This window comes from Streptosporangium nondiastaticum, from assembly GCF_003011965.1.
In the GTDB taxonomy this organism is placed as follows: domain Bacteria; phylum Actinomycetota; class Actinomycetes; order Streptomycetales; family Streptomycetaceae; genus Streptomyces; species Streptomyces nondiastaticus.
Window position 1 is genome coordinate 1 of the sequence record NZ_PXWG01000020.1, and the last position, 24,585, is coordinate 24,585.

Here is a 24,585-nt window from a genome sequence, read left to right on the forward strand (position 1 = left end):
CGCCCCGGCCGTGCCGCCGGCCGCCGGCCGGGCTCCGGCCGGGCCTGCGGGGGGTGATGCGGCGCCGGCGCCTTGACCGTGGGCCGCTCGGTGCGCTGCTCCGCGTACTCCGCGGGGCGCCTGTCGGGCTCACGGCGCGTCAGGGGCACCCGGCCCTCCGAGAGGCCCTGCGCCTCCCGGGCCGCGATCTCCTTCAGCCGCAGGGACAGCTGCAGCGTGCTCGGCCGCTCCTCGGGGTCCTTGGCCAGGCACGCGTGGATCAGCGGCGCCAGGGCGTCCGGCACGGCCATGAGCTGCGGTTCCTCATGGACGACCCGGTAGAGCATGACCTCCGAACTGCCCTGGCCGAAGGGTGAGTCCGCGGTCGAGGCGTACGCGAGGGTCGCGCCGAGGGCGAAGACGTCCGTGGCGGGGGTCACCGCGGCGCCCCGGACCTGCTCGGGGGCGAGGAAGCCGGGGGAGCCGACCGCGGTGCCCACGTGCGTGAGCGTGCTCGCGCCCGTCGCCCACGCGATGCCGAAGTCGATGATGCGGGGGCCCTTGGGGGACAGCAGGATGTTCGACGGCTTGAGGTCCCGGTGCACCACGCCCGCGTCGTGCACGGCCAGCAGGCCCTCGGCCAACGCCGCGCCGATGGAGGCGGTCTGAGCGGCCGACAGCGGCCCGTCCTCGTTCACCTTGTCGTGCAGGGAGGGCCCCGGTACGTACTGCGTCGCGAACCAGGGGCGGTCCGCGTCCAGGTCGGCGGCCACGAGCCGCGCCGTACAGCCGCCGCGGATCCGCCGGGCCGCCTGCACCTCGCGCGCGAACCGCGAGCGGAACTCCTGGTCCTCGGCCAGGTCCGGCCGGATCACCTTCAGTGCCACGCGCTGCCCGCGCCGGTCGGAGCCGAGGTACACCACGCCCATGCCGCCCGCGCCGAGCCGGCGGTGAAGCCGGAACGAGCCGACGACACGCGGGTCCTCGCGCCGGAGCCGCATCATCGCCATCTTCATCCCCGCTGCCCGGTCCGTCTGACGTGGCACAGCTTACGGATTGACGGGCGGGCGCGCTGATAGGCCGCGCATGCGTCGGCAAGTGGATTGCCCGCGCCCGGTACGGCCGGCCGCCCGCGGGCCCGGGGCGGGGGCCGCGCGCCCCGGGCGCGGGGGAGCGGGGTCAAGGGCCCGCCCCAGCAGGGGGATTGGGGCCCTGTCCGGCCCCGGGCCACCGGTTCCGCACGAGGCGAGAGGGGTCGGTGGGGCGGGTGCGGCGAGCGGGGGAGCGGCCGTCCGGGCAGTGAAGATCATTACGCCCGGGGGCGGGCCGGACGTGATCGAAACCACACCGACCAGGCCGTCCGGCGGGCGCCTCCGGGGCTCCCCCTCCGGGAAGTCCCCAGGGGGCGGACCCCTCGTCTCCAACCAGGGGAGTAGCCGCCCGGGCCCCGCTCATCCTCCCGGATGCCCGCCAATCGGTACGAGGGCATGACGTCCGCCCGGGGCCGCGCCCCTAGATTGGAGACCGAGCGGCGGGTGCAGCACTCGTCCCCCGAGGTCAGACGCCCGCCGCTCGTGCGACTTACGCGAGGCGGGGGACGGCGGGAAACGGGAAAGGGGAGCGGAGCCATGGCGGAGACGGCGGGACGCACGGCCGGCCGGGCGCGCGGACAGCGCGCCGCCGGTCTCGTCGCGGGCCTCTTCGCGCCACGGCCCGCAGGCACCCGGCATCCGCTGGTCGCGGCGGCCATGGTGGTGCCCCTCGCGGCGTTCCTCGCCTTCCTCTTCGGCGGCTGGGACGCCGTCGCCACACAAGCGTCGTCCGTCGCCGGAATGCTGGGGCGCTGAGCGCCCCGGGTCCGGGAGAGCGGCCCGGGCCGGGGACAAGCCGGTGGAACAACCCCGTGGGGACGGGGGTACGGCGGACGGCACGAAGGGCCGGGCACCTGGGGAGGCGCCCGGCCCTTCGTACTGCTCCCGTCCGATCCCGGCCGGGTGCGGACGCGCCTGCCCGCAGACCTTCCGCCTGCCGCTCGCAAGCGCTCTGCCTGCAGAAACGGCCGGAGGCCGGAGCCCTTGAGCCCCGGCCTCCGGCCGATCGGTGTGCGCGATACTGGGATTGAACCAGTGACCTCTTCCGTGTCAGGGAAGCGCTCTCCCGCTGAGCTAATCGCGCGGGGGGTCGGTGAAGACCCTGTGGACGATACTGGGATTGAACCAGTGACCTCTTCCGTGTCAGGGAAGCGCTCTCCCGCTGAGCTAATCGTCCGGGATGCCCTGCGAGGACGCAGGTGCAGCGTGCGCGATACTGGGATTGAACCAGTGACCTCTTCCGTGTCAGGGAAGCGCTCTCCCGCTGAGCTAATCGCGCGGGAAGGTCCGTGAAGACCTGGTGGACGATACTGGGATTGAACCAGTGACCTCTTCCGTGTCAGGGAAGCGCTCTCCCGCTGAGCTAATCGTCCTTGGAGGTGGAGACGGGATTTGAACCCGTGTAGACGGCTTTGCAGGCCGTTGCCTCGCCTCTCGGCCACTCCACCAGGAGTGCGGGGGTTCGGGAAGATCCCCCAACTCGAGCGGACGACGAGACTCGAACTCGCGACATCCACCTTGGCAAGGTGGTGCTCTACCAACTGAGCTACGTCCGCAGTGTCTGGCCCGTTTCGCTTCCGCGTCCCGGCGACGTGTTGAACTCTAGCGGATTCCGGCGCCAGCTCAAATTCCGTTTCCGCAGCGTGCTGCCCTGATTGTTCGCCCGGGCCACTCCGGACGGCCCCGCCATAGACTCAATGACGTGCACAGCTTCCCCCCGAGCCTCCCTCCGATGGCCCGCTTCGGCGGCCTCCTCGCCACCGATCTGCGCGATGTCACCCGCGACCCGGCAGCCCTGGAGTCCACGGGCTGGTGGGCGGTGGTCGCGGACTTCGAGGGGCGGCTGACCTGCGCGCGCTTCGGCGACGTACGGCCCGAGCCGTCCCGCCCCGCGGACCCCGCCCGGTGGCGCGGCCCGGCCCCCGGGGACTGGACGAGCTCCCTCGACCGCGCCGCCTACACCGCGGGCGTCCGCCGCATCCGCGAGCACATCGCCGCGGGCGAGGTCTACCAGGCCAACCTCTGCCGCGTCCTCAGCGCGCCCCTGCCCGACCCCGCCGCGGCCGACGTCGACGCGCTCACCACCCTCCTCGCGCGCGGCAACCCCGCCCCCTACGCGGGCTGCATACGCCTGCCCGCCCACGGCGTCGAGGTCGCCACCGCCTCCCCCGAGCTCTACCTGCGCCGCACCGGCCGCACCGTCGAGTCCGGCCCGATCAAGGGCACCGGCCGCACCGCCGCCGACCTCCTGGAGAAGGACCACGCCGAGAACGTGATGATCGTGGACCTCGTCCGCAACGACCTCGGACGCGTCTGCACCACCGGCTCCGTGACCGTCCCCGCACTCTGCGCGGTCGAGCCCCACCCCGGGCTCGTCCACCTCGTCTCGACCGTGCGCGGGCGCATCGCCGACGGCGCGGGCTGGGCCGAGCTGTTCTCGGCCACCTTCCCGCCCGGCTCGGTCACCGGCGCCCCCAAGGAGAGCGCCCTGGAGATCATCCGCGCCCTGGAGACCGCCCCCCGCGGCCCCTACTGCGGCGGCATCGGCTGGGTCGACGCCGACCGCGGCACCGGCCAGCTCGCCGTCGGCATCCGCACCTTCTGGATCGACCGCGCCACCGCCGCCGGCCCCGTCCTCCGCTTCGGCACCGGCGCCGGCATCACCTGGGGCTCCGACCCCGAGCGCGAGTGGGCCGAGACGGAACTCAAGGCTTCCCGGCTGCTCGCGATAGCGTCGGGCACCCATCAGCCGCTCGGAGGGACGATCCGGTGACGATCTGGCTCAATGGTTCGCTGCACGACACCGACAGCGCGCGCGTCTCCGTCCTCGACCACGGCCTGACCGTCGGCGACGGCGTCTTCGAGACCCTCAAGGCCGTCCGGGGCCGCACGTTCGCCCTGACCCGCCACCTCGCCAGGCTGACCGCCTCGGCCCGCGCCCTCGGCCTGCCCGAACCCGATCTCGACGAGATCCGCCGCGCCTGCACGGCCGTCCTCGACGCCAACCCCATGCCGCTCGGCCGGCTCCGCATCACCTACACCGGCGGCCTGGCCCCGCTCGGCTCCGAGCGCGGCGCCGCGCGCCCCACCCTCGTCGTCGCCGTCGCACCGACGCCCCCGCCCGCCGCCACGGCCGCCGTCGTGACCGTGCCCTGGACCCGCAACGAACACGGCGCCCTCGCCGGCATCAAATCCACCTCGTACGGCGAGAACGTCATCGCCCTCGCCCGCGCCAAGGCGCACGGCGCGACCGAGGCCCTGCTCGCCAACACCGCCGGGGCGCTGTGCGAGGGCACGGCCTCCAACGTCTTCGTCGTCCTCGACGGGGAACTGCACACCCCGCCCCTCGCCGCGGGCTGCCTCGCCGGCATCACCCGCGCCCTCGTCCTGGAATGGGCCGGAGCCAAGGAGACCGAGCTGCCCTACGACGTCCTGGAGCGAGCCGAAGAGGTCTTCCTGACCTCCACCCTCCGCGACGTCCAGGCCGTCCGCGCCGTCGACGGGCGGGAACTGCCCGCCGCCCCCGGCCCGGTCACCGCCAAGGCCGCCCGGATCTTCGACGAGCAGTCGACGGCGGACCTCGACCCGTAGGTGCCGCGGACCGCAACCCGCAAAACCCCGTGACGCGGGGCCGCCGGGCCCGGTACAACACGAAGGTGACCACCACCCTGCGGCCCACCGCACCCGAGGAGCGCGGCCCCGGCGGCGCCCGGTCCCGCTCGTACGAGGTCTGCGTCAACAGCAGGCCCGTGGGCGCGGTCGACCTGAGCACCGACCACCGCTTCGGACCGGCCGCCGGGCGCATCCTCCGGCTCGCCATCGACGAGCGCGACCGCCGGCGCGGCCGCGGCACCGTCGCCGCGCTCGCCGCCGAGGAAGTGCTGCGGGGCTGGGGCTGCACCCGCATCGAGGTGTCCGTCGACGCCGGCGCCGAGGTCGGCCTCGGGCTCGCCACGGCCCTCGGCTACACCGAACGCAACCGCAACATGGTCAAAACGCTGACCGCCGCCCCCCGGCTGCCCGAGGGCAGCGAGGGACGGCGGATGACCGACGACGAGTACGCCGGCTGGCGGGAGGCGTCCCGCGCCGCGTACATGCAGGACTGGATCGACCGCGGCGTCCCGGCCGAGCAGGCCCGCGCCAAGGCCGAGGCGGACGACCTCACGCTGCTGCCCGACGGCGCCGCGACCGCCGGCACCATGCTGCGCGTCCTCACCCACCAGGACGCCGTCGTCGGCACCCTCTGGGTGGCGATGCGCGACGACGGCCCGGCCACCCCGGACGCCTACGTCTTCGACGTCGAGGTCGTGCCCGCGCACCGGGGCCGCGGCCACGGCAGGTCACTGATGCTTCTGGCGGAGGCCGAGGCCCTCGCGCACGGCGCGCGGAACCTCGGCCTCAACGTCTTCGCCGGCAACGTGCCCGCGCTGCGGCTGTACGAGTCGCTGGGTTACGTGCCGACGGCGTACCACTTGTACAAGCCGCTGCTGTAGCGCCGCCCGGCGGGCAAGGGGCGGGGGAGGCCTATCCGAGGAGCCGGTCCGCGATCTCCTCGATCCGCTCCCGCAGCCCCTCCTGGTCCTTGCTGCCGTCCAGCAGCTCGCCGCCGATGACGTACGTGGGCGTGCCCGTCACGCCGATCGCCTTGCCCTCGGCCTGGTCCGCGTCCACGATCAGCATGTGGCGGCCGTCGACGAGGGCGGTGTCCACCTCCTCGGCGTCCAGCCCGAGCTCGTCCGCCACCTCGGTCAGCAGCCGCTCGCCGCGCTCGCCCAGCTCCTCGGCCCGGGCCAGCACGGCCTCCGCGTACGGCCAGCCCCGCCCCTGCTCGGCCGCCTCCTCAGCGGCCTGCGCCGCGGCGTAGGAGTGCTTGTGCTTCTCCAGGGGGAAGTGCCGCAGCCGCAGCTCCAGCCGGTCGCCGTAGCGTGCGCGCAGCGCCCGCAGGTCGTCCAGGGCGGTGCGGCAGTCGGGGCACTGGAGCTCGCACCACACGTCGAGGACGGCGGGGGAGGTGTTGGTCTCGCTCATGCGGCCAGTCTTCCAGGCGGCGGGGGCGGCGGCCCTCCGGGCCTCCCCGGCCCGGGCCCCGTCCCGGCTCCGGCCGCCGGTTCCGGCTCCGGTCCTGCCCCGACCCCGCGTCCCGTCTGGTCCTCAGGGATGAGCGCCGCCGGGGACGACCCGGAGATCTCCCTGAGCCCGGCGTCCGGCCATGGCCCGTCCGGCGGCGGACGGTGCACGATGGAAGGGCGAGCCCGGCAGCGAACAGCAGGAGGAGCCCGATGCTGACCTCGACCATCTGCGCCGCGGTGTCCGCGGCGGGCCTCGGCATCGCCGCGCTGACCGCCTACCGCAAGCGCTTCCTCGCGGCGACCCGGATCGCTGCCTTCTCCCTCGTCCCCATCGGGCTGGTCCTGACCGGGATCGTCGACTGGCTCACCGACGTCGTCTTCAAGCCGAGCGTCTGGGCCGGCTTCGGGATCCTCGCGCTCTCCGCCCTGCTGTTCATGGTGAGCAGGGTGGCCGAGCGCCGCCGCCTCGGCGGCGGCCGCAAGGAGCGCAAGGCGGCGGAGCCGGGCGCGCAGCGCGATGCCCTGGCCCCCGGTGCCTCCGCTCCGTCACTGGGCCCGGGCCGCGGCGCGAGCCGTCCGCAGGCGAAGGCGAAGAAATCGGCCGACGGGGAGGACTTCTCCGATATCGAGGCCATTCTGAAGAAGCACGGAATATGACGCGGCGTCCGGCCTGTCGGCCGTGACGCCGGACCGGCGGGATTGCCGGCTGCCCGAATCCGGGCCCGCGCGCACTGCCGGCGGCCCGGTGAGCTTATGCCCGCAGTCGTTTCCGGGTAATGCACCCGGCGCGTATTCGCCCGCCCGCGATTTCCCGCACGCCGGGTGGAGAAACGCCTGGGGAAAGCGGCCGGTCCCGCCCGGGCTCAGACCTTCGCGCCCGGCCCCTCGGCCCCGGCCTCGGTCTCCGCTCCCCGCCGCCGCGCCCGGTACGCGGCCACGTGCAGCCGGTTCCCGCAGGTGCGCCCGTCGCAGTAGCGCCGCGAGCGGTTGCGGGACAGGTCCACGAAGGCGTGCCCGCAGTCCGGCGCGTGGCACCGGCGCAGCCGGTCCCGCTCGCCCGCCACCAGCAGGAACGCCAGTGCCATGGCCCCGTCGGCCGCCAGGTTCTCGGCGACCGAGGCCCCGGGGGCGAAGTAGTGCACGTGCCAGTCGTAGCCGTCGTGCGCGCTCAGCTGCGGCGTCGTCCCGGCCTCGGCCACCAGCTCGTTGACCAGCCGCGCCGCCTCGCCCGTGCTCGCCGCGTCGAAGACCAGCCCGAACCGCTCGCGTATCGATCGCACCGCGGCGACGTCCCGCTCCCGCAGCACGACACCGGTGATCCCGTGCCGGGCCACGAAGGAGCGCAGCTCCTCCAGGTCCTGCGGAGCCGTGTTGAGGAGGTCGACGACGGAGTCGAGCGCAGCCTTGGTGTCGTGGTTGATCTGCACGTTCGTGGGCTCCCTGGCCGGACGGAGGCGGCAAGTGTTCGACCGCGGCCCACGACCTTACTGGCTGGGCGGCATCCGCGGGCGCCGTGCCGTGCCCTGTGTGCGAGATGTGGCGCGCAGCCTCCCCGAGTGGGCTGGCGCGCTCCGGGTCAGCCCCGGCCCGGACTCAGCTCTCCGCCAGGATGTGGGAGAGCTCCGTGTCCAGGTCGAAGTGACGGTGCTCGGTGCCCGGCGGCACCGCGGCGTCCGTCCGCTTGAGGAACGACTCCAGGGCCCGCGCGGGGGCCTCCAGCAGCGCCTCGCCCTCCGGGGAGCTCAGCGCGATGCACACCACGCCCTGACCGTGACTGCGGGAAGGCCAGACACGGACGTCGCCGGTGCCGGTGGGCCGGTGCAGCCCTTCGGCGAGCAGATCGCGGGCGAACACCCATTCGACCGTTTCTTCGGCTCCGGTGTGGAACGTGGCGTGCACGGCATACGGATCGGCCGTGTCGTACCGCAGGCCTGCCGGGACAGGCAGTGAGGATTCGCTCGACACGACGAGGCGCAAGTGCAGCTCGCAGCTGACCGTGGTGTTCATAAGCGCCAGGGCCTTTCGCTCAGTGTGCGCTCGGGGATTCGCACGTCGGCGAAATCGACATGCCACCTACGGTGCCGTTGTAAACCCCTCTGACCGTTTTGAGACTGTTCGGATACCTCGGACGGCCCAGCCGCTCGCGACGGAATACCGCCATTCCGGTGAGTTCCGGAACGGTCCGGTAGGTTGGGGCGCATGAACGCGGAGAGTGACCGGCGGCAGGACGCCGCGGCGGGGGACGGGACGCCGGACGGGGACGGCGGCGGAGCCGCACGGCCCGGCCTCGGGTCACGGGCGCCCCACTTCATCAAGCGCTCGCGGGCCCTGCACCTGAGCTGGCAGGTCGGCGTCTTCGTCGTCGGCCTGGCCGTCGTCGTCGCCGGCATCATCATGCTGCCCCTGCCCGGCCCCGGCTGGCTCGTGATCTTCGCGGGCATGGCCATCTGGGCCACCGAGTTCGTCTGGGCCCAGCTCGTCCTGCGCTGGACCAAGCGCAAGGTCACCGAAGCGGCCCAGCGCGCCCTCGACCCCCGGGTCCGGCGGCGCAACATCATCATCACCGTGACGGGCCTGGTGATCGCCGGCACCCTCGCCGGGATCTACCTCTGGAAGTTCGGCCTGGTCCTGCCGTGGAAGGCGCGCGGCTAGCGACCCCGGCCGACCGGCCCGCCGCCGGTTCAAAGCACCGTCTGACATGCGGTAATGTTTGCGGTGCGCCCGGGCGATTAGCTCAGCGGGAGAGCGCTTCGTTCACACCGAAGAGGTCACTGGTTCGATCCCAGTATCGCCCACACAGGACCGAGGGTCCGCAAGGTTCACCCCTTGCGGACCCTCGGTCGTTTCGTGTCCGCTGGACCCATGCCCCCACCGGCCGCGGCCCCCTCCCGGATCCACCGCTACCGCTTCCACGGCTCGTGGCCCCTCGCCGCCCCGCCCGACGTGGTCTACGCCCGCCTCGAAGCCGTCGAGGGCTACCCCCGCTGGTGGCCGCAGGTCCGCGAGGTCCGCCGGGCCGACGCCACCTCCGGCACCGCCCGCATCCGCTCCTTCCTCCCCTTCGACCTGACCGTGGCCGTCCGCTCCACCCGCCACGACCCCGCCGCCCGCGTCCTGGAGATCGCCATGACGGGCGACATCGAGGGCTGGGCCCGCTGGACCGTCCTCCCGCGGGGTCCTGAGGCCTGCACCGCCCGCTACGAGCAGGACGTCGAGGCCCGCAAGCCCCTCCTCCGGCGCCTCGCCCTCCCCGCCAGACCCCTCTTCGCCGCCAATCACGCCTGGATGATGCGCACCGGCCGGCGCGGCCTCCGGGCCCTGCTGGCCGGCCGCCCGGCCGGGGGCGCGGGAGGGATTTGATGGAGAGCCGCCCCGACCTGTATTGTTCAGTGCGTTGCCGGGGGAAACCCCGCACGAATCCCGGGCGATTAGCTCAGCGGGAGAGCGCTTCGTTCACACCGAAGAGGTCACTGGTTCGATCCCAGTATCGCCCACACGCAGGCAAGGCCGGTCCGTCAAACGACGGACCGGCCTTGTGCGTTGCACGCCCGTGCGCTCGTACGCCGTGCCCCGTCCCGCCCGGGCACCGCTCACGCCGCGGCCGGCAGCGACGGCCGCAGCGGCCACGCCGGATCGCACGTCTCCTCCGTCCCGTTCCGCGCGAACCACGCCTGCAGCCCCCGCGCCTGTGCCGCGTGCCACACCGCCTGCCGGGCGTGCAGCTCCGCCGGGCTCAGCCGCTCCAGCCGCGCCGCGAACCGGCGCCCCACCGCCCGCACCACCTGCAACGCCGCCAGGGCGTCCGACGCCGCGTCATGCGCGCCCGTCAGCTCCACCCCGTACTGCGCGCACAGGTCCGTCAGCGTCCTGCGCCCCTTGCGGTAGCGGTCCAGGTGCTTGTCCAGCACCCACGGATCCATCACGCACAACGGCGCCGCCCCCAGGTACGCGGCCAGCGACGACGCCCGGTGCCGCCGCAACTCGCGGTCCAGCAGCGTCAGGTCGAACGGCGCGTTCATCACCACCAGCGGTATCGAGCGCGCCGCCTGCCCGGCCAGCGCCCGCGCCACCTCCTCCATGACCGGAGCCGGCCACCGGCCGTTCCGCTGCAGGAAGGCGTCCGTCAGCCCGTGTATCGCAACGGCCCCCTCCGGCACCGGAACCCCCGGGTCGACCAGCCAGCGCGTCACGACCGGAGCGGCCTCGGCCGCCGACTGCACCACGAGGGCCGCCGACACGATCCGGTCGTGCTCGACATCCACCCCGGTGGTCTCGGTGTCGAACGCGGCGAGTGGCCCCTCGAACCAGCACATCTTCACAACTCCTCGCACTTGCCCGGCGAATGGCGTGTTTCACCCTCCCCGGCAGGTGATACCCGGGCACGGAGTCATGCGAACCGCCGTTGTTTGCACGGGAGTTGCAAAGGAAACAACACAGATGTACGGATCGAACGCCCGAACACGCCCGGAAGGATTCGGACATGGCGTTCCCGCGGCCCGAACCGGGCGGGCTGCTGTCAGAGCTTCCCGAGCCCCCGGCCCCGGCCCCCGCACGCGGCTCGCTCGCCACCACCGCCTGCATGGAGACGCTCCAGATCGGCTATCTGCACGCCGTCGCCGCGGCCGCGGGCTGCTCGCTCGCCCAGCCCTTCCCCGACCACGGCATCGACTGGCACATCAGCCACACCGCCCCCGGCCACGCCGTCGACGACGAGGTCACCATCAAGGTGCAGCTCAAATGCACCTACCAGCTCGGCCCCCGCCCGGCCGTCCAGCCGCCGCCCCGCGCCCCGGCACCCTCCGCCGCCCGGGCCGTGCCGGTGCCGGCACCCACCTTCGCCTTCACCCTCGACAACGGCCACCTGGCCAAGCTGGCCCGCACCCCCGTCGCCGTCCACCGGATCCTCGTCGTGATGATCGTGCCGAGATCGCGTGACGACTGGCTGCGCGCCGGCCACGACAGCCTCCACCTGAGGCACTGCTGCTACTGGACGAACCTCGCCGGCCACCCCGTGACCGGCAGGCAGAGGACCACCGTGCGGATCCCGGCCACACGCGTCTTCGACGACCGCGCACTCTGCGAGATCATGACGCGGGTCGGGGCGGGAGGGAGACCCTGATGCACCGGCCGACCGAGCAGCCCGGACGCCCGCCCCGGCACATCCCGCCCGGCGGCCCCCCGCCCGAGACCGTCGACCCCGCCGTCCTCACCGCCCTCCTCGCCCGCCACGGCTGGCGCCGCAGCGGCGCGGCAGCGGGCACGTACAGCCGCTGGACGCCCCCCGACACCACCGGCACGGGACCGCGCGGCCGCACCCCCCGCACCAGCCTCCTCGTCCCCGAAAGCCGCGCCTACCCCGACAGCACCGACCTCATCGCCGAAGCGCTCGCCGCGCTCCAGCACAGCGCCGCCCCCTCCGCCCCCGGCATCCTCACCGCCCTGCGCACCCCCCTCGACGAGATCCACTGGCAGCGCGACATCCCCGAGCCCGACGCGCCCGCGGCCGCCTGGGCCGCCCAGGAACAGCTCCGCTCCGGCGCCCGCGCCCTCCTCCTCGCCGCCGCCCTGGCCGCGCGCGGCCGCGCCGGCTACCACGGCGCCCGCCACCGCCGGCACGCCGAAGCCGCCCTCGACCGCCTCCTCGCCGGCACCACCACCGCCGGCCGCGAGCTCACGACCTTCCTCCCCGTCGGCACCGGCACGGCTCCCGGACCCGACGACGGCCGGCTGATCACCACCACACTGCTCCGCGCCCTCTGCGCCGCCCGCGACGCCACCGACCACCAGCGGGCCACCGGCGGCCGCGACGCCTTCGAGCCGGCGGTCGAGGCGGGCGTCTGCCAGGAGCTCACCGAAGCGATCGGCAAGCTCGTCCGCGGCTCCGGAGGAATCCGCATCACCCTCCACTGGGCCCCCGCGGCCGGCCCGCCCGACGGCTTCGCGGCCCGCCCCGCTCCCGTCGAGTTCACCCCCGGCGACCTCCCCGTCCTCCGCGAGGCCGGCGCCCGCTACATCCGCGACGAGCCGCCCGTCACCGTCCACCTCACCGGAGTGGTCCTCCGCATGCGCCGCGAGGCCCAGAGCGGCCCCGGAGCGGTGCGGCTCAGGGTCCTCGCCGGCGCGGACGTGCCCCAGCTCCGCGCCGTCCTGGACGAGGACGACTACCGCATCGCGGGCCACGCCCACCTCGTCGGCCTGCCCGTCCGCATGACCGGCCGCCTGGAGAGCAGGGGCGGCTTCCGGCGCCTGACCGACGCCCGCGACGTCATGCCCGTACGGGTCGAGGACGGGGAGCGGGACCGCCTCCTGAAGTCGCTCCACGAGAACCTCGGCTTCTTCGAGGAGGCGTACGGCGGCGACTGAGGGCGCCCTCCCCGGGCCGCCCGGCAAACCGTTTCGCGACCAGGCTGCCGCTCTCGGTACGATTCAGGCGCGCAGTGACCGCTGCGGCGACCCATACGTCAGGAGAGACCGGTGTCAGACGTCCGTGTGATCATCCAACGCGATTCCGAGCGGGAAGAGCGCGTGGTGACGACGGGCACTACGGCCGCCGAGCTCTTCGCCGGTGAGCGCACCGTCGTCGCCGCGCGCGTCGCGGGCGAGCTCAAGGACCTCGCGTACGTCGTCGCCGACGGCGAGGAGGTCGAGCCCGTCGAGATCTCCTCCAAGGACGGCCTCGACATCCTGCGCCACTCGACCGCGCACGTCATGGCCCAGGCCGTGCAGGAGCTCTTCCCCGAGGCCAAGCTGGGCATCGGCCCGCCGGTCAAGGACGGCTTCTACTACGACTTCGACGTCGAGAAGCCCTTCACCCCCGATGACCTCAAGGCCATCGAGAAGAAGATGCAGGAGATCCAGAAGCGCGGGCAGAAGTTCTCCCGCCGCGTGGTCACCGACGAGGAGGCCCGCGACGAGCTCGCGGCCGAGCCGTACAAGCTGGAGCTGATCGGCCTCAAGGGCTCCGCCTCGCACGACGACGGCGCGGACGTCGAGGTCGGCGCGGGCGAGCTGACGATCTACGACAACCTGGACGCCAAGACCGGCGACCTGTGCTGGAAGGACCTCTGCCGCGGTCCGCACCTGCCGACCACCCGGGTGATCCCGGCGTTCAAGCTGATGCGCAACGCGTCGGCGTACTGGCGCGGCAGCGAGAAGAACAAGCAGCTCCAGCGCATCTACGGCACCGCGTGGCCGACCAAGGACGAGCTGAAGGCGTACCTGGACTTCCTGGTGGAGGCCGAGAAGCGCGACCACCGCAAGCTCGGCGCCGAGCTGGACCTGTTCTCCTTCCCGGACGAGCTGGGCCCGGGCCTCGCGGTCTTCCACCCCAAGGGCGGGGTGATCCGCAAGGAGATGGAGAACTACTCGCGCCGCCGGCACGAGGACGCGGGCTACGAGTTCGTGAACACCCCGCACCTCTCGAAGGAGCACCTCTTCGAGACCTCGGGCCACCTGCCGCACTACTCGGACGGCATGTTCCCGCCCATCGAGTTCGACGGGCAGAACTACCGCCTGAAGGCCATGAACTGCCCGATGCACAACTTGATCTTCAAGTCGCGCGGCCGTTCGTACCGTGAGCTGCCGCTGCGGCTGTTCGAGTTCGGCACCGTCTACCGCTACGAGAAGTCGGGCGTGGTCCACGGCCTGACCCGCTCCCGCGGCTTCACCCAGGACGACGCGCACATCTACTGCACCAAGGAGCAGATGCCGGAGGAGCTCGACACGCTCCTCACCTTCGTGCTCGACCTGCTGCGCGACTACGGTCTGAACGACTTCGAGCTCGAGCTGTCCACCCGCGACCCCGAGTCGGACAAGTTCATCGGCTCGGACGAGGACTGGGAGGAGGCCACCGAGGCGCTGCGCCTGGCGGCCGAGAAGCAGGGCCTCCCGCTCGTCCCCGACCCGGGCGGCGCCGCCTACTACGGCCCGAAGATCTCCGTCCAGGCCAAGGACGCCATCGGCCGCTCCTGGCAGATGTCGACCCTGCAGGTGGACTTCAACCAGCCCAAGCGGTTCGGCCTGGAGTACACCGCGGCGGACGGCACCCGTCAGCAGCCCGTCATGCTGCACCGCGCGCTCTTCGGCTCGATCGAGCGGTTCTTCGGCGTGCTCCTGGAGCACTACGCGGGCGCGTTCCCGGCGTGGCTGGCCCCGGTCCAGGCGGTCGGCATCCCGATCGGCGACGCCCACGTCGGGTACCTGCAGGAGTTCGCCGCCGAGGCGAAGAAGAAGGGCCTGCGGGTCGAGGTGGACGCCTCCTCGGACCGCATGCAGAAGAAGATCCGCAACCAGCAGAAGCTCAAGGTTCCGTTCATGATCATCGTCGGTGACGAGGACATGGCCGCGGGCACGGTGTCCTTCCGCTACCGCGACGGGTCGCAGGAAAACGGGATTCCGCGCGACGAGGCGATCGCGAAGATCGTCGACGTGGTGGAGCGTCGCGTCCAGGTGTGACGCGTCCCCGCACCCGCGGGGTTTCCGAGGGGCGGCCCGTCAGGGCCGCCCCTCTCTGCGTCCGCGCCCTCCCGGGCGCATATGCTTCCCACCATGACGAGTGAGCCGGAGCAGCAGATCGGAGTCGGGGCGCCGGACGCGTTCCAGCGCCTGTGGACGCCCCACCGGATGGCGTACATCCAAGGGGAGAACAAGCCGTCCGGTCCGGAGGCCGAGGACGGCTGCCCGTTCTGTCTGATTCCGGAGAAGAGCGACGAGGACGGGCTGGTCGTCGCCCGGGGGCAGCACGTCTACGCCGTGCTGAACCTGTACCCGTACAACGGCGGTCACATGATGATCGTCCCCTTCCGGCACGTCGCCGACTACACCGAGCTCGACGACGCCGAGACGGCCGAGCTCGCCGATTTCACCAAGCGGGCCATGACCGCGCTGCGCACGGCGTCCGGGGCGCACGGCTTCAACCTGGGGATGAACCAGGGCGCGGTCGCCGGTGCCGGTATCGCCGCTCATCTGCACCAGCACATCGTGCCCCGCTGGGGTGGGGACACGAATTTCATGCCCGTGGTGGGCAGGACCAAGATCCTTCCTCAACTGCTGGCCGACACCCGCAAGATGGTGGCCGACGCCTGGCCCGCCGGCTGAGGACACGCGCCTCAGCAAACCGGGCAAATCTCCCCGATTCCTCATTAAGAGCAGTTCTAATGGTGCGGTGACGTTCCTCCACCGCCGCACCGTGCTGCGCGCGGCCGCCGGCGGTGCCCTCGCCGGGGCCGCCGCGGTGGGCTGCGGTCCGTCCGGCGGTGAGACGGGCGCCCGGGCCGCCGCGGATCCGTCCGTACGGGCCACGGGCCCTCCGCCGAATCCGTCCGCGGCGTCCAAGGGGCCGAAGGGCGGCAGGGCGTCCCGGCGGCCGGGGCCGTCGGCGTCGTCGTCCTCCCCGCCTTCCCCCTCCCTGAGCCTCGCCCCGCTCCCGCCGGGGCTTCCCGCGCAGATCGAGCACGGCCCCCGCACCGGCAAGGGCGTGGCGCTGACCTTCCACGGCCAGGGGGAGCCTAAGCAGGTCACCGAGCTGCTGGGGGAGGCCGAGCGGGCCGGGGCGCGGGTGACGGTGCTGGCCGTGGGCACCTGGCTGGACGCCCAGCCGCAGCTCGCCCGGCGCGTCCTGGACGGCGGGCACGAGCTGGGCAACCACACGATGCGCCACCTCGACATCTGTTCGATGCCCGCGGACGCGGCCTCCGCAGAGATCACCGAGTGCGCGGAGCGGCTGCGGCGGCTGACGGGCGGGATCGGCCGCTGGTTCCGTCCGTCGCGGGCCCGGCGGGCCACCGAGCGGGTGGCGTGGCTGGCCCGGCGGGCCGGTTATCCGCACGTCCTCTCCTACGACGTGGACTCGCTCGACTTCACCGATCCGGGGCCCGAGGCGGTCCGTCGCGCCGTGCTGGGCGCGGTGCAGCCGGGTTCGGTGGTGAGCCTGCACTTCGGGCACGCGGGCACGGTGGCCGCGCTGCCCGCGATCCTCGACGGCCTGCACCGCCGCGGCCTGCGCGCGGTGACGACTACGGAGCTGCTGACCTGATGAACCAGTTCTCCTCGTTCCCGAGCTCTCTGCGCCGGCCGCGTCTGCGCGGGGTGCACCGTGCCGTGCTGTTCGCCGCCGCCGCTGCTCTGCTGGCCTCCGGCTGCGGCGGGGATTCCGGTACGGAGGCGGCCGACCGCGTGCCGCACAAGGACGGGCAGCAACAGCAGCAACCGCGGCAGCGGGGGGCGGCGCCGGCGGGCCTGCCCGGGATGCCGCCGCTGCTGGATCCGCACGACCTGTACGCGGCGGACCGGCCGAACAAGCTGTCGCCGGTGGTGAAGGACTTCCCGTCGCGGGTGTACGTGCCCAACACGGAGTCGGACACGGTGAGCGTCATCGACCCGAAGACGTACAAGGTCATCGAGACGATCCCGGTGGGGAACCAGCCGCAGCACGTGGTGCCGTCATGGGACATGAAGACGTTGTGGGTGAACAACGACCGCGGTCACACGCTGACGGCGATCGATCCGGCGACGGGGAAGAAGGGGCGGACGGTCGACGTCCACGACCCGTACAACCTCTACTTCACGCCGGACGGGAAGTACGCGGTGGTGATGGCGTCGATGGACCGGGAGCTGGTGTTCCGGGACGCCCAGACGATGAAGCGGAAGAAGACGGAGCCGGTGTCGTGCAAGGGGGTGAACCACGCGGACTTCTCGCCGGACGGGAAGTACTTCATCGTCTCGTGCGAGTTCTCGGGCGAGCTGCTGAAGGTGGACACGGCGAAGATGAAGGTGATCGGTCAGCAGAAGCTGCCGTTCGAGGGGGCGATGCCGCAGGACGTGAAGATCTCTTCGGACGGGAAGACCTGGTACATCGCCGACATGATGGCGGACGGGGTGTGGGTGCTGGACGGCGACAGGTTCACCGAGCCGTGGCTGATGCCTACGGGCAAGGGTGCGCACGGGCTGTACGTGAGCCGGGACTCGAAGTCGATGTACATCTCGAACCGGGGTGAGGGATCGATCTCGGTGCTGGACCTGCCGAGCCGCAAGCTGGTGAAGAAGTGGGAGCTGCCGGAGGGCGGGAGCCCGGACATGGGCGGGGTGTCGGCGGACGGCAATGTGCTGTGGCTGTCGGGGCGTTATGACTCGGAGGTGTACGCGATCGACACGCGGGACGGGCATCAGATCGCCAAGATCCGGGTGGGTGCCGGGCCGCACGGGCTGGCGGTGTATCCGCAGCCCGGGCGGTACTCGCTGGGGCACACGGGGATCTTCCGGTGACGTAGGCCTGCCCGGCGGATCGCGGGGTGACGGCCCGGCGATGCCGGGACCGTCACGCCTGCGCGGTCACGCGTTGTAGACGTCCGCGGCGCCCGGCTTGGCGTCCTGGACGGCGCCGCTGAGGGACATGGCGCGGCTGGTGAAGCGGTCGGTGTTGACGCCGTGCTCCTTGAGGACGCGCAGGGCGGCCTCGTGGACGACGCGCAGGACGGGGGTCGTGGCGCGAAGGGCGTCATCGGCCATGAAGCGGTGCCGCCAGGGCTTCTCGGCCCAGGCGTGGCGCAGGCCGAAGGGCTCGGGGAGGACGAGCTTGCCGCCCCAGTACTCCAGGAGCGGGGGGTACCAGGTGAGGGGGGCGCGGGCGGCGAGGCGGACGACTTCGCGGGGCGGGACGACGGAGAGGGTCCTGGTGCGGTTCTCCCAGAACTTGATGGTCTTGGCGGTGGTCTTGGTGCGGGCGGAGGGCTTGCCCATGAAGATGCCGTTGACCGGGCCGAGGGCGTGGCCGGTGACCTCGATCCGCAGGGTCTTGTGGAGGACGGTGACGCTGATGAGGAGGGTGATCACGAGCTGGCCGTCCCAGAGGACGAACTGGACGCCGAGGTAGTGCCGGCTGCCGGCGCCGAACTGCTGTTCGTTACAGATCTTCTGGAGTTCGGCGCCCCTTATCTGGAAGCCGTCGGTGCCTTCGGGGCGGGAGACGGCGCCGGCGCCCTCGCCGACATCGGAGATGACCCAGTGCTCGACGGACGGGGTGGGGAAGCCACCGGTGTGCAGGGGGCTGCGCTCCAGGAGGTGCAGCTGGTCGTGGATGGCGCGGACGACGTCCCAGCTGCGGAAGGGGTTGATCTCCTTGCCGGGTTCGAGCGGGACGAGCTCCTCGGCGAGCTGCCAGCTGCCCCAGCGGGTGCCCATGCCGAGTATGCCCTTGGTGCCGGCGTAGAAGGCGACGTTGCTCTGCTGTTCGGCGGCGAGCCGCTCCAGGGACTGGCGGAGCCGCTCGGCGGCGGTCTCGCCGGGGTTCTTGGGGACGGCTTCGGGGATCTTGGCGCCGATGCCGCCGCCGGAGAGCAGGCCGCTCCAGCGCTCGCGGAGGTCCTTGGCGGTGCGCTCGCAGACGGACTTGGCCCAGTAGCCGCCGACGAGCGGGGCGATGAGCATGGCGCGGAGGTAGAAGGCCCAGAAGCCGTGGAAGGGGAGTTTGACCAGGAGGATGACGGCGAGGATGCCGAGGCCGGCGAGGAGCGCGGTGCCGAGGGCGCCGGCGCGCTTGTTCTGGGCGCCGGCGATGGTGCGGCGGAGCTGGAAGACGCCGAGCCAGAGCAGGACGCCGGGGAGGAAGAGCAGTCCGCAGACGCCCATGATGAGGGTGAGCCGGGCGTCGCGCTGCTTGCGGATGCGATTGGCGGCGAGGCAGTGCTCGACGACGGGCTGCGGGTCGAGGCCGAAGGACTGGATGAGGGGTTTGCGGCCGCCGCCGAGGACGCGCAGCTGGACGGCGCGGGCGAAGGCCTCGCCCAGGTTGGGCTCGAAGAGCGATATGCGGGGCGGCTTGACCTCGGACTTGGCCCAGTCGGAGTTGGCCTTGAGGAGCTGGTCGGCCGGGCCGTCGCGGTAGGCGGCCGAGGCGAGCGCCTGGGTCGCCGCGGTCTGTCCGGAGGAGCCCGAGAGCGGGATCTGCGCTCCGGGGCTGAAGTCGAACGGATCCCCTGCTGCCACTGCTTGCCCCCAATGCCGCGCATGTCCGGTGCTGCGGCCTTCGACGGATGCCGACGACCGCCCGCGTCATACGTGTTGGTCCGCGGACCCAGCGTATCGGCGCGGGGTGCCGGCTGTCGCAGAGATCGTGAAGGCCGCCCGCCCCGCGCGGTGCGGGGCGGGCGGTTCGCGCCTGTTACGCCCCGCCGTCCGCCGATTCCCGCAGCCGCTCGGCGATCTGAGGGGGCATCGGTTCGTGGCGGGCGTAGGAGCGGGTGAACCGGCCGGTGCCGTGCGACAGGGAGCGCAGGTCGACGGCGTAGCGGCCGATCTCGATCTCGGGGACCTCGGCGCGCACGAGGGTGCGGCCCGCGCCGGACTGCTCGGTGCCGATGACGCGGCCGCGGCGTCCGGACAGGTCGCTCATGACGGGGCCCACGTAGTCGTCGGAGACCAGCACCTCGATCTCGGCGACGGGTTCGAGGAGGTGGATCCTCGTCTCGGCGGCGGCTTCGCGCAGGGCGAGGGCGCCGGCGGTCTGGAACGCGGCGTCGGAGGAGTCCACCGAGTGCGCCTTGCCGTCGAGGAGGGTGACGCGGATGTCGACCAAGGGGTAGCCGGCGGCGACGCCGCGGGCGGCCTGGGCGCGGACGCCCTTCTCCACGGAGGGGATGAACTGGCGCGGCACGGCGCCGCCGACGACCTTGTCGACGAACTCGATGCCGGAGCCGCCGGGCAGCGGTTCGACCTCGATCTCGCAGATGGCGTACTGGCCGTGGCCGCCGGACTGCTTGACGTGGCGGCCGCGGCCGGCGGCCTTGCCGCCGAAGGTCTCGCGGAGCGACACCTTGTGCGGCACGACGTCGACCTGGACGCCGTAGCGGGTGCGCAGCCGTTCCAGGGCCACGTCCCGGTGGGCCTCGCCCAGGCACCACAGGACGACCTGGTGGGTCTGGGCGTTCTGTTCCAGGCGCATGGTGGGGTCTTCGGCGACGAGCCGGGCGAGGCCCTGGGAGAGCTTGTCCTCGTCGGCCTTGCTGTGCGCCTGGATGGCGACGGGCAGCAGGGGGTCGGGCAGCTGCCACGGCTCCATGAGGAGGGGGTCGCCCTTGGCGGAGAGGGTGTCGCCGGTCTCGGCGCGGGTGAGTTTGGCGACGCAGGCGATGTCGCCGGCGATGGCCTGGGGGAGGGGCCGCTGCTGCTTGCCGAAGGGCGAGGAGAGCGCGCCGATGCGTTCGTCGACGTCGTGGCTCTCGTGGCCGCGGTCCTCCAGTCCGTGGCCGGAGACGTGGACGGTCTCGTCGGGGCGCAGGGTGCCGGAGAAGACGCGGACTAGGGAGATCCGGCCGACGTACGGGTCGGACGAGGTCTTGATCACCTCGGCGGCGAGCGGGCCCGCGGGGTCGCAGGTCACGGGTGGGTGGGAGCGGCCGTCAGGGGTGGTGACGGCCGGGGCCTCGCGTTCGAGCGGGGTGGGGAAGCCGCCGGTGATGAGCTCCAGGAGCTCGACGGTGCCCAGGCCCTGCTTGGCGCCCTCGGCGGCGGGGGCCGCGGCGAGGACGGGGTGGAAGCTGCCGCGCGCCACGGCGCGCTCCAGGTCCTCGACGAGGGTCTTGACGTCGATCTCCTCGCCGCCGAGGTAGCGGTCCATGAGGGTCTCGTCCTCGCTCTCGGCGATGATGCCCTCGATGAGCCGGTTGCGGGCCTCCTCGATGAGCGGCAGGTGCTCGGGGCCGGGTGCGGTCTCGGCCCGGGTGCCGGAGGAGTAGTCGAAGACGCGCTGCGAGAGCAGGCCGATGAGGCCGGCCACGGAGCGGTGCCCGTCGGGGCCCTCGGGCCCGTGCAGCGGGAGGTAGAGCGGCAGCACGCCGTCGGGGGAGTCGCCGCCGAAGGCCGTCCGGCAGGTCTCCGTCATCTCCTCGAAATCGGAGCGGGCCGCCTCCAGATGGGTGATGACGATGGCGCGGGGCATCCCGACGGCGGCGCACTCCTCCCAGAGCATGCGGGTGGCGCCGTTGATGTTCTCGGCGCCCTCCGCGGCCGAGACGACGAAGAGGGCCGCGTCCGCCGCGCGCAGACCGGCCCTGAGCTCCCCCACGAAGTCGGCGTAGCCGGGGGTGTCCAGCAGGTTGATCTTGATGCCGGCCCATTCGACCGGGGCCAGCGACAACTGCACCGAGCGCTGCTGCCGGTGCTCGATCTCGTCGTAGTCCGAGAGCGCACCGCCGTCCTCGACGCGGCCGGCCCGGTTGACCGCACCGGTCGCCAGCGCGAGGGCCTCCACCAGCGTCGTCTTTCCGGAGCCGCTGTGGCCGACCAGCACCACGTTGCGTACGTGGCTCGGCCGGTCGGCCGATACTGCTCTGCCCGCGGCCCCTGGGTACGTGCCCGTCTTCTCGCCCATGTGTCCCGCCTCCCGGTCGACACCTGCGGTACACCGAGCTTTCCACTGCGGTAACGCTGCGTCCATACGTCGCACACGGGGGTACGTCCGTGCGCCCCGCGGTGGCGCCGCCGGGGGAGGCGGAGGCGCCGGTGCGCGCGCTGCGAGCAGTGCGTGCGCGGCCCGGAGGGGGCGCCTGGCTACGATGGGCCAGCCGGTGGCCTCCCTGACCACGCGGCCCGATACGACACCCCTCCGGGAAGGCCATGCTGAACAAGTACGCGCGTGCTTTCTTCACGCGTGTTCTCACGCCGTTCGCCGCCCTGCTCATCCGCCTCGGCGTCAGCCCCGACGCGGTGACCCTCGTCGGTACCGGCGGTGTGGTGGCGGGCGCGCTGGTCTTCTATCCGCGGGGGGAGTTCTTCTGGGGCACGGTCGTCATCACCTTGTTCGTCTTCTCGGACCTGGTGGACGGCAACATGGCCCGGCAGCTGGGCCGGTCCAGCCGCTGGGGCGCCTTCCTGGACTCCACGCTCGACCGCGTCGCCGACTCGGCGATCTTCGGCGGGCTCGCGCTGTGGTACGCGGGCAGCGGCGACGACAACGTGCTGTGCGCGGTGTCGATCTTCTGCCTCGCCAGCGGCCAGGTCGTCTCGTACACGAAGGCGCGCGGCGAGAGCATCGGCCTGCCGGTGAACGTCAACGGCCTCGTCGAGCGGGCCGAGCGGCTGGTCATCTCGCTGGTGGCGTGCGGCTTCGCGGGCCTGCACAAGTTCGGCGTGCCGGGCATCCAGTACCTGCTGCCGGTGGCGCTGTGGATCGTGGCCGTCGGCAGCCTCGTGACGCTGATCCAGCGGGTGGTGACGGTGCGCCGCGAGTCGGCCGAGGCGGAGGCCGAGGCCGCGGCGGCGCAGGGCGGTGGCAACGGGTGAGGGAACGGCTGACCGACGCGCTGTACGGGCTCGGCTGGGCCACGGTCAAGACGCTGCCGGAGCCGCTGGCCGTACGGCTGGGGCAGCAGATCGCCGACGTGGCGTGGCGGCGGCGCGGCGGCGGCGTGCTGCGCCTGGAGGCCAATCTGGCCCGGGTGCTGCCGGGGGCGTCCGCGGAGCGCCTGGCGCGGGTGTCCCGCGCGGGCATGCGCTCGTACATGCGCTACTGGATGGAGTCCTTCCGGCTGCCGGTGTGGAGCGCGGAGCGCACGCGCTCGTCCTTCGAGCCGGAAGGCCTGCACCATCTGGAGGAGGCCCTGGCGAGCGGGCGCGGCGTGGTCATCGCGCTGCCGCACATGGGCAACTACGACCTCGCGGGCGCGTGGGTGACCACGCGACTCGGGGTGCCCTTCACGACCGTGGCCGAGCGGCTGAAGCCCGAGACGCTCTACGACCGCTTCGTGGCCTACCGCGAGGGCCTGGGCATGGAGGTGCTGCCCCACGCGGGCGGCAGCGCCTTCGGCACGCTGGCGCGCCGGCTGCGCGCCGGGGGCCTGGTGTGCCTGGTGGCCGACCGCGACCTGTCCTCCTCGGGCATAGAGGTCACCTTCTTCGGCGAGGCGACGAAGATGCCCGCCGGGCCCGCGATGCTCGCCGTGCAGACCGGGGCGCTGCTGCTGCCGGTGACGCTCTGGTACGACCGCTCGCCGGTGATGAAGGGGCGGGTGCACGCCCCCGTCGAGGTGCCCGCGGAGGGCACGCGCGCCGAGAAGGCGGCCGCGATGACCCAGCAGGTCGCCGACGCCTTCGCCGCGGGGATCGCCGAGCACCCCGAGGACTGGCATATGCTCCAGCGACTGTGGCTCGCCGACCTGGAGCCGCGCCCGGACGCGCCGGCCGGCACGCCGGAGCAGGCGCCGGGCGGGCCCGGGGGAGAGGCACGGGGCGAGGGCGCGGGCAGGGCCGAGAGCGACCGGAGGGCCGAGGCATGAGGATCGGGATCGTCTGTCCCTACTCGTGGGACGTGCCCGGCGGCGTGCAGTTCCACATCCGGGACCTGGCCGAGCACCTCATCCGGCTGGGCCATGAGGTGTCGGTGCTGGCCCCGGCGGACGACGAGACGCCGCTGCCGCCGTTCGTGGTCTCGGCCGGGCGGGCCGTGCCCGTCCCCTACAACGGCTCCGTGGCGCGGCTGAACTTCGGCTTCCTGTCGGCCGCCCGCGTGCGGCGCTGGCTGCACGACGGCGACTTCGACGTCATCCACATCCACGAACCCACCTCTCCCTCGCTGGGCCTGCTGACCTGCTGGGCCGCGCAGGGCCCCATCGTGGCGACCTTCCACACCTCCAACCCGCGCTCCCGGGCGATGATCGCGGCCTATCCGATCCTCCAGCCCGCCCTGGAGAAGATCAGCGCCCGCATCGCGGTGAGCGAATACGCCCGCCGGACGCTGGTCGAGCACCTGGGCGGCGACGCGGTGGTCATCCCCAACGGTGTCGACGTGGACTTCTTCGCCCGCGCCGAGCCCAAGGAGGAGTGGCAGGGCGGGACGATCGGCTTCATCGGCCGCATCGACGAGCCCCGCAAGGGCCTTCCCGTGCTCATGCGCGCCCTGCCCAAGATCTTCGCCGCGTGCCCCGGCGCCCGGCTGCTCGTCGCCGGCCGGGGCGACGAGGAGGAGGCCGTGGCCGGCCTGCCTCCAGAGATGCGTGACCGCGTCGAGTTCCTCGGCATGGTCAGCGACGAGGACAAGGCGCGGCTGCTGCGCAGCGTCGACGTCTACGTCGCCCCCAACACGGGCGGGGAGTCCTTCGGCATCATCCTGGTCGAGGCGATGTCGGCGGGCGCCCCCGTCCTCGCCAGCGACCTGGACGCCTTCGCCCAGGTGCTCGACCAGGGCTCGGCCGGCGAGCTCTTCGCCAACGAGGACGCCGACGCGCTCGCCGCCGCGGCCGTCCGGCTGCTGGGCGACCCGCAGTTGCGGGCCGGGCTGAGCGAGCGCGGCAGCACCCACGTGCGCCGCTTCGACTGGTCCCGCGTGGGCGCCGACATCCTGGCCGTCTACGAGACGGTCACGGCCGGCGCGGCCTCGGTCGCCGCCGACGAACGCACCGGCCTGCGCGCCCGCTTCGGCCTCGCCCGCGACTGAGGCCTGAGGCCGCCCCCGGGGC

The 24,585-nt window shown here is 72.8% G+C and carries 23 protein-coding genes and 8 tRNA genes; 18 read left to right on the forward strand and 13 right to left on the reverse strand.

The window, feature by feature from the left end; genetic code table 11:
• A partial coding sequence (locus tag B7P34_RS11235) for a serine/threonine-protein kinase (RefSeq protein ID WP_223267740.1) occupies window positions 1-995 on the reverse strand: 995 nt, incomplete at its 3' end.
• Between the two features lie 612 nt (window positions 996-1,607).
• Here B7P34_RS11235 and B7P34_RS11240 point away from each other — a divergent pair.
• On the forward strand, window positions 1,608-1,826 hold the full coding sequence (locus B7P34_RS11240; protein ID WP_106675711.1) for a hypothetical protein: 219 nt from the start codon (window positions 1,608-1,610) through the stop codon (window positions 1,824-1,826).
• Window positions 1,827-2,082: 256 nt separating this feature from the next.
• On the opposite strand, the gene B7P34_RS11245 is transcribed toward B7P34_RS11240, so the two are convergent.
• From B7P34_RS11245 to B7P34_RS11270, 6 genes are all read right to left on the reverse strand, one after another.
• Window positions 2,083-2,154 (reverse strand) — tRNA-Val (locus tag B7P34_RS11245).
• A gap of 21 nt (window positions 2,155-2,175) precedes the next feature.
• A tRNA-Val gene (locus B7P34_RS11250) sits at window positions 2,176-2,247 on the reverse strand.
• A 30-nt stretch (window positions 2,248-2,277) separates the two neighbouring features.
• A tRNA-Val gene (locus B7P34_RS11255) sits at window positions 2,278-2,349 on the reverse strand.
• A 19-nt stretch (window positions 2,350-2,368) separates the two neighbouring features.
• Window positions 2,369-2,443: transfer RNA gene (locus tag B7P34_RS11260), tRNA-Val, on the reverse strand.
• 1 nt (window position 2,444) lies between these two features.
• Window positions 2,445-2,518, reverse strand: a tRNA-Cys gene (locus B7P34_RS11265).
• A 35-nt stretch (window positions 2,519-2,553) separates the two neighbouring features.
• Window positions 2,554-2,626: transfer RNA gene (locus B7P34_RS11270), tRNA-Gly, on the reverse strand.
• Between the two features lie 146 nt (window positions 2,627-2,772).
• Here B7P34_RS11270 and B7P34_RS11275 point away from each other — a divergent pair.
• From B7P34_RS11275 to B7P34_RS11285, 3 genes are all read left to right on the forward strand, one after another.
• Window positions 2,773-3,843 (forward strand): chorismate-binding protein, encoded by a 1,071-nt coding sequence (locus B7P34_RS11275; RefSeq protein WP_353620242.1) that lies wholly within the window; start codon window positions 2,773-2,775, stop codon window positions 3,841-3,843.
• Complete coding sequence (locus tag B7P34_RS11280; RefSeq protein WP_106675713.1) at window positions 3,840-4,661, forward strand: aminotransferase class IV; 822 nt, start codon at window positions 3,840-3,842, stop codon at window positions 4,659-4,661. Before B7P34_RS11275 ends, B7P34_RS11280 begins: the two co-directional genes overlap by 4 nt.
• A gap of 65 nt (window positions 4,662-4,726) precedes the next feature.
• A complete protein-coding gene (locus B7P34_RS11285; RefSeq protein WP_106675770.1) occupies window positions 4,727-5,563 on the forward strand; it encodes a GNAT family N-acetyltransferase in 837 nt (278 codons plus the stop codon).
• 31 nt (window positions 5,564-5,594) lie between these two features.
• Here the strand turns inward: B7P34_RS11285 and B7P34_RS11290 are convergent, their stop codons facing one another.
• The gene (locus B7P34_RS11290; RefSeq protein ID WP_106675714.1) at window positions 5,595-6,098 is read right to left on the reverse strand and encodes a DsbA family protein; all 504 of its coding nucleotides are present in this window, start codon (window positions 6,096-6,098) and stop codon (window positions 5,595-5,597) included.
• 251 nt (window positions 6,099-6,349) lie between these two features.
• Here B7P34_RS11290 and B7P34_RS11295 point away from each other — a divergent pair, with 251 nt between their 5' ends.
• On the forward strand, window positions 6,350-6,796 hold the full coding sequence (locus B7P34_RS11295; protein ID WP_106675715.1) for a hypothetical protein: 447 nt from the start codon (window positions 6,350-6,352) through the stop codon (window positions 6,794-6,796).
• 206 nt (window positions 6,797-7,002) lie between these two features.
• Here B7P34_RS11295 and B7P34_RS11300 read toward each other — a convergent pair whose 3' ends face one another.
• Together B7P34_RS11300 and B7P34_RS11305 are read right to left on the reverse strand one after the other, a co-directional pair.
• Window positions 7,003-7,566: a CGNR zinc finger domain-containing protein gene (locus tag B7P34_RS11300; protein WP_106675716.1), complete on the reverse strand. Its 564-nt coding sequence runs from the start codon at window positions 7,564-7,566 to the stop codon at window positions 7,003-7,005.
• Between the two features lie 166 nt (window positions 7,567-7,732).
• A complete protein-coding gene (locus B7P34_RS11305; RefSeq protein ID WP_003959770.1) occupies window positions 7,733-8,146 on the reverse strand; it encodes an SsgA family sporulation/cell division regulator in 414 nt (137 codons plus the stop codon).
• Between the two features lie 192 nt (window positions 8,147-8,338).
• Here B7P34_RS11305 and B7P34_RS11310 point away from each other — a divergent pair, with 192 nt between their 5' ends.
• The 4 genes from B7P34_RS11310 (at window position 8,339) to B7P34_RS11325 (ending at window position 9,633) form a co-directional block, all read left to right on the forward strand.
• Window positions 8,339-8,791, forward strand: a complete 453-nt coding sequence (locus tag B7P34_RS11310; protein ID WP_106675717.1) for a TIGR02611 family protein — start codon at window positions 8,339-8,341, stop codon at window positions 8,789-8,791.
• 71 nt (window positions 8,792-8,862) lie between these two features.
• Window positions 8,863-8,934: transfer RNA gene (locus B7P34_RS11315), tRNA-Val, on the forward strand.
• A 67-nt stretch (window positions 8,935-9,001) separates the two neighbouring features.
• Window positions 9,002-9,499, forward strand: a complete 498-nt coding sequence (locus B7P34_RS11320) for an SRPBCC family protein (protein WP_106675718.1) — start codon at window positions 9,002-9,004, stop codon at window positions 9,497-9,499.
• A gap of 62 nt (window positions 9,500-9,561) precedes the next feature.
• A tRNA-Val gene (locus B7P34_RS11325) sits at window positions 9,562-9,633 on the forward strand.
• A gap of 96 nt (window positions 9,634-9,729) precedes the next feature.
• Here B7P34_RS11325 and B7P34_RS11330 read toward each other — a convergent pair.
• Window positions 9,730-10,452: a 3'-5' exonuclease gene (locus B7P34_RS11330; protein WP_106675719.1), complete on the reverse strand. Its 723-nt coding sequence runs from the start codon at window positions 10,450-10,452 to the stop codon at window positions 9,730-9,732.
• Between the two features lie 167 nt (window positions 10,453-10,619).
• Here B7P34_RS11330 and B7P34_RS11335 point away from each other — a divergent pair, with 167 nt between their 5' ends.
• The 6 genes from B7P34_RS11335 (at window position 10,620) to B7P34_RS11360 (ending at window position 17,401) form a co-directional block, all read left to right on the forward strand.
• A complete protein-coding gene (locus B7P34_RS11335; RefSeq protein ID WP_106675720.1) occupies window positions 10,620-11,258 on the forward strand; it encodes a DUF4365 domain-containing protein in 639 nt (212 codons plus the stop codon).
• The gene (locus B7P34_RS11340; RefSeq protein WP_106675721.1) at window positions 11,258-12,502 is read left to right on the forward strand and encodes a hypothetical protein; all 1,245 of its coding nucleotides are present in this window, start codon (window positions 11,258-11,260) and stop codon (window positions 12,500-12,502) included. Before B7P34_RS11335 ends, B7P34_RS11340 begins: the two co-directional genes overlap by 1 nt.
• Window positions 12,503-12,628: 126 nt before the next feature.
• Complete coding sequence (gene thrS, locus B7P34_RS11345; RefSeq protein ID WP_189382686.1) at window positions 12,629-14,593, forward strand: threonine--tRNA ligase; 1,965 nt, start codon at window positions 12,629-12,631, stop codon at window positions 14,591-14,593.
• Between the two features lie 93 nt (window positions 14,594-14,686).
• Entirely contained in the window at window positions 14,687-15,235 is a 549-nt protein-coding gene (locus B7P34_RS11350; protein WP_223267741.1) for an HIT family protein, read from the forward strand.
• A gap of 67 nt (window positions 15,236-15,302) precedes the next feature.
• Window positions 15,303-16,172: a polysaccharide deacetylase family protein gene (locus tag B7P34_RS11355; RefSeq protein WP_106675724.1), complete on the forward strand. Its 870-nt coding sequence runs from the start codon at window positions 15,303-15,305 to the stop codon at window positions 16,170-16,172.
• Window positions 16,172-17,401 (forward strand): beta-propeller fold lactonase family protein, encoded by a 1,230-nt coding sequence (locus B7P34_RS11360; protein WP_189382683.1) that lies wholly within the window; start codon window positions 16,172-16,174, stop codon window positions 17,399-17,401. The genes B7P34_RS11355 and B7P34_RS11360 overlap by 1 nt, the downstream gene beginning before the upstream one ends.
• 66 nt (window positions 17,402-17,467) lie before the next feature.
• On the opposite strand, the gene B7P34_RS11365 is transcribed toward B7P34_RS11360, so the two are convergent.
• Both B7P34_RS11365 and B7P34_RS11370 read right to left on the reverse strand, forming a co-directional pair.
• On the reverse strand, window positions 17,468-19,120 hold the full coding sequence (locus B7P34_RS11365; RefSeq protein WP_106675725.1) for a hypothetical protein: 1,653 nt from the start codon (window positions 19,118-19,120) through the stop codon (window positions 17,468-17,470).
• Window positions 19,121-19,295: 175 nt separating this feature from the next.
• Window positions 19,296-21,503 carry an elongation factor G-like protein EF-G2 gene (locus B7P34_RS11370; RefSeq protein WP_106675726.1) on the reverse strand — a complete coding sequence of 736 codons (2,208 nt, stop codon included), beginning with the start codon at window positions 21,501-21,503 and terminating at the stop codon, window positions 19,296-19,298.
• A 245-nt stretch (window positions 21,504-21,748) separates the two neighbouring features.
• Between B7P34_RS11370 and pgsA the strand changes: the two genes are divergently transcribed.
• Genes pgsA through B7P34_RS11385 form a run of 3 tightly spaced genes read left to right on the forward strand, consistent with a single transcriptional unit; the run spans window position 21,749 to window position 24,563 of the window.
• The gene (gene pgsA, locus B7P34_RS11375) at window positions 21,749-22,414 is read left to right on the forward strand and encodes a phosphatidylinositol phosphate synthase (protein ID WP_106675727.1); all 666 of its coding nucleotides are present in this window, start codon (window positions 21,749-21,751) and stop codon (window positions 22,412-22,414) included.
• Window positions 22,411-23,406 (forward strand): phosphatidylinositol mannoside acyltransferase, encoded by a 996-nt coding sequence (locus tag B7P34_RS11380; RefSeq protein WP_106675728.1) that lies wholly within the window; start codon window positions 22,411-22,413, stop codon window positions 23,404-23,406. Before pgsA ends, B7P34_RS11380 begins: the two co-directional genes overlap by 4 nt.
• Window positions 23,403-24,563, forward strand: coding sequence for a glycosyltransferase family 4 protein (locus B7P34_RS11385; RefSeq protein ID WP_106675729.1), 1,161 nt, complete (start codon window positions 23,403-23,405; stop codon window positions 24,561-24,563). Before B7P34_RS11380 ends, B7P34_RS11385 begins: the two co-directional genes overlap by 4 nt.
• Window positions 24,564-24,585: the final 22 nt, after the last annotated feature.

Excerpts from the sequence above, each read along its gene's own strand:
- B7P34_RS11240 (WP_106675711.1), top strand. The coding sequence starts at position 1,608 with ATGGCGGAGACGGCGGGACGCACGGCCGGCCGGGCGCGCGGACAGCGC.
- B7P34_RS11290 (WP_106675714.1), bottom strand. The coding sequence starts at position 6,098 with ATGAGCGAGACCAACACCTCCCCCGCCGTCCTCGACGTGTGGTGCGAG.
- B7P34_RS11295 (WP_106675715.1), top strand. The coding sequence starts at position 6,350 with ATGCTGACCTCGACCATCTGCGCCGCGGTGTCCGCGGCGGGCCTCGGC.
- B7P34_RS11305 (WP_003959770.1), bottom strand. The coding sequence starts at position 8,146 with ATGAACACCACGGTCAGCTGCGAGCTGCACTTGCGCCTCGTCGTGTCG.
- B7P34_RS11310 (WP_106675717.1), top strand. The coding sequence starts at position 8,339 with ATGAACGCGGAGAGTGACCGGCGGCAGGACGCCGCGGCGGGGGACGGG.
- B7P34_RS11320 (WP_106675718.1), top strand. The coding sequence starts at position 9,002 with ATGCCCCCACCGGCCGCGGCCCCCTCCCGGATCCACCGCTACCGCTTC.
- B7P34_RS11330 (WP_106675719.1), bottom strand. The coding sequence starts at position 10,452 with ATGTGCTGGTTCGAGGGGCCACTCGCCGCGTTCGACACCGAGACCACC.
- B7P34_RS11335 (WP_106675720.1), top strand. The coding sequence starts at position 10,620 with ATGGCGTTCCCGCGGCCCGAACCGGGCGGGCTGCTGTCAGAGCTTCCC.
- B7P34_RS11340 (WP_106675721.1), top strand. The coding sequence starts at position 11,258 with ATGCACCGGCCGACCGAGCAGCCCGGACGCCCGCCCCGGCACATCCCG.
- B7P34_RS11350 (WP_223267741.1), top strand. The coding sequence starts at position 14,687 with ATGACGAGTGAGCCGGAGCAGCAGATCGGAGTCGGGGCGCCGGACGCG.
- B7P34_RS11360 (WP_189382683.1), top strand. The coding sequence starts at position 16,172 with ATGAACCAGTTCTCCTCGTTCCCGAGCTCTCTGCGCCGGCCGCGTCTG.
- B7P34_RS11370 (WP_106675726.1), bottom strand. The coding sequence starts at position 21,503 with ATGGGCGAGAAGACGGGCACGTACCCAGGGGCCGCGGGCAGAGCAGTA.
- pgsA (WP_106675727.1), top strand. The coding sequence starts at position 21,749 with ATGCTGAACAAGTACGCGCGTGCTTTCTTCACGCGTGTTCTCACGCCG.
- B7P34_RS11385 (WP_106675729.1), top strand. The coding sequence starts at position 23,403 with ATGAGGATCGGGATCGTCTGTCCCTACTCGTGGGACGTGCCCGGCGGC.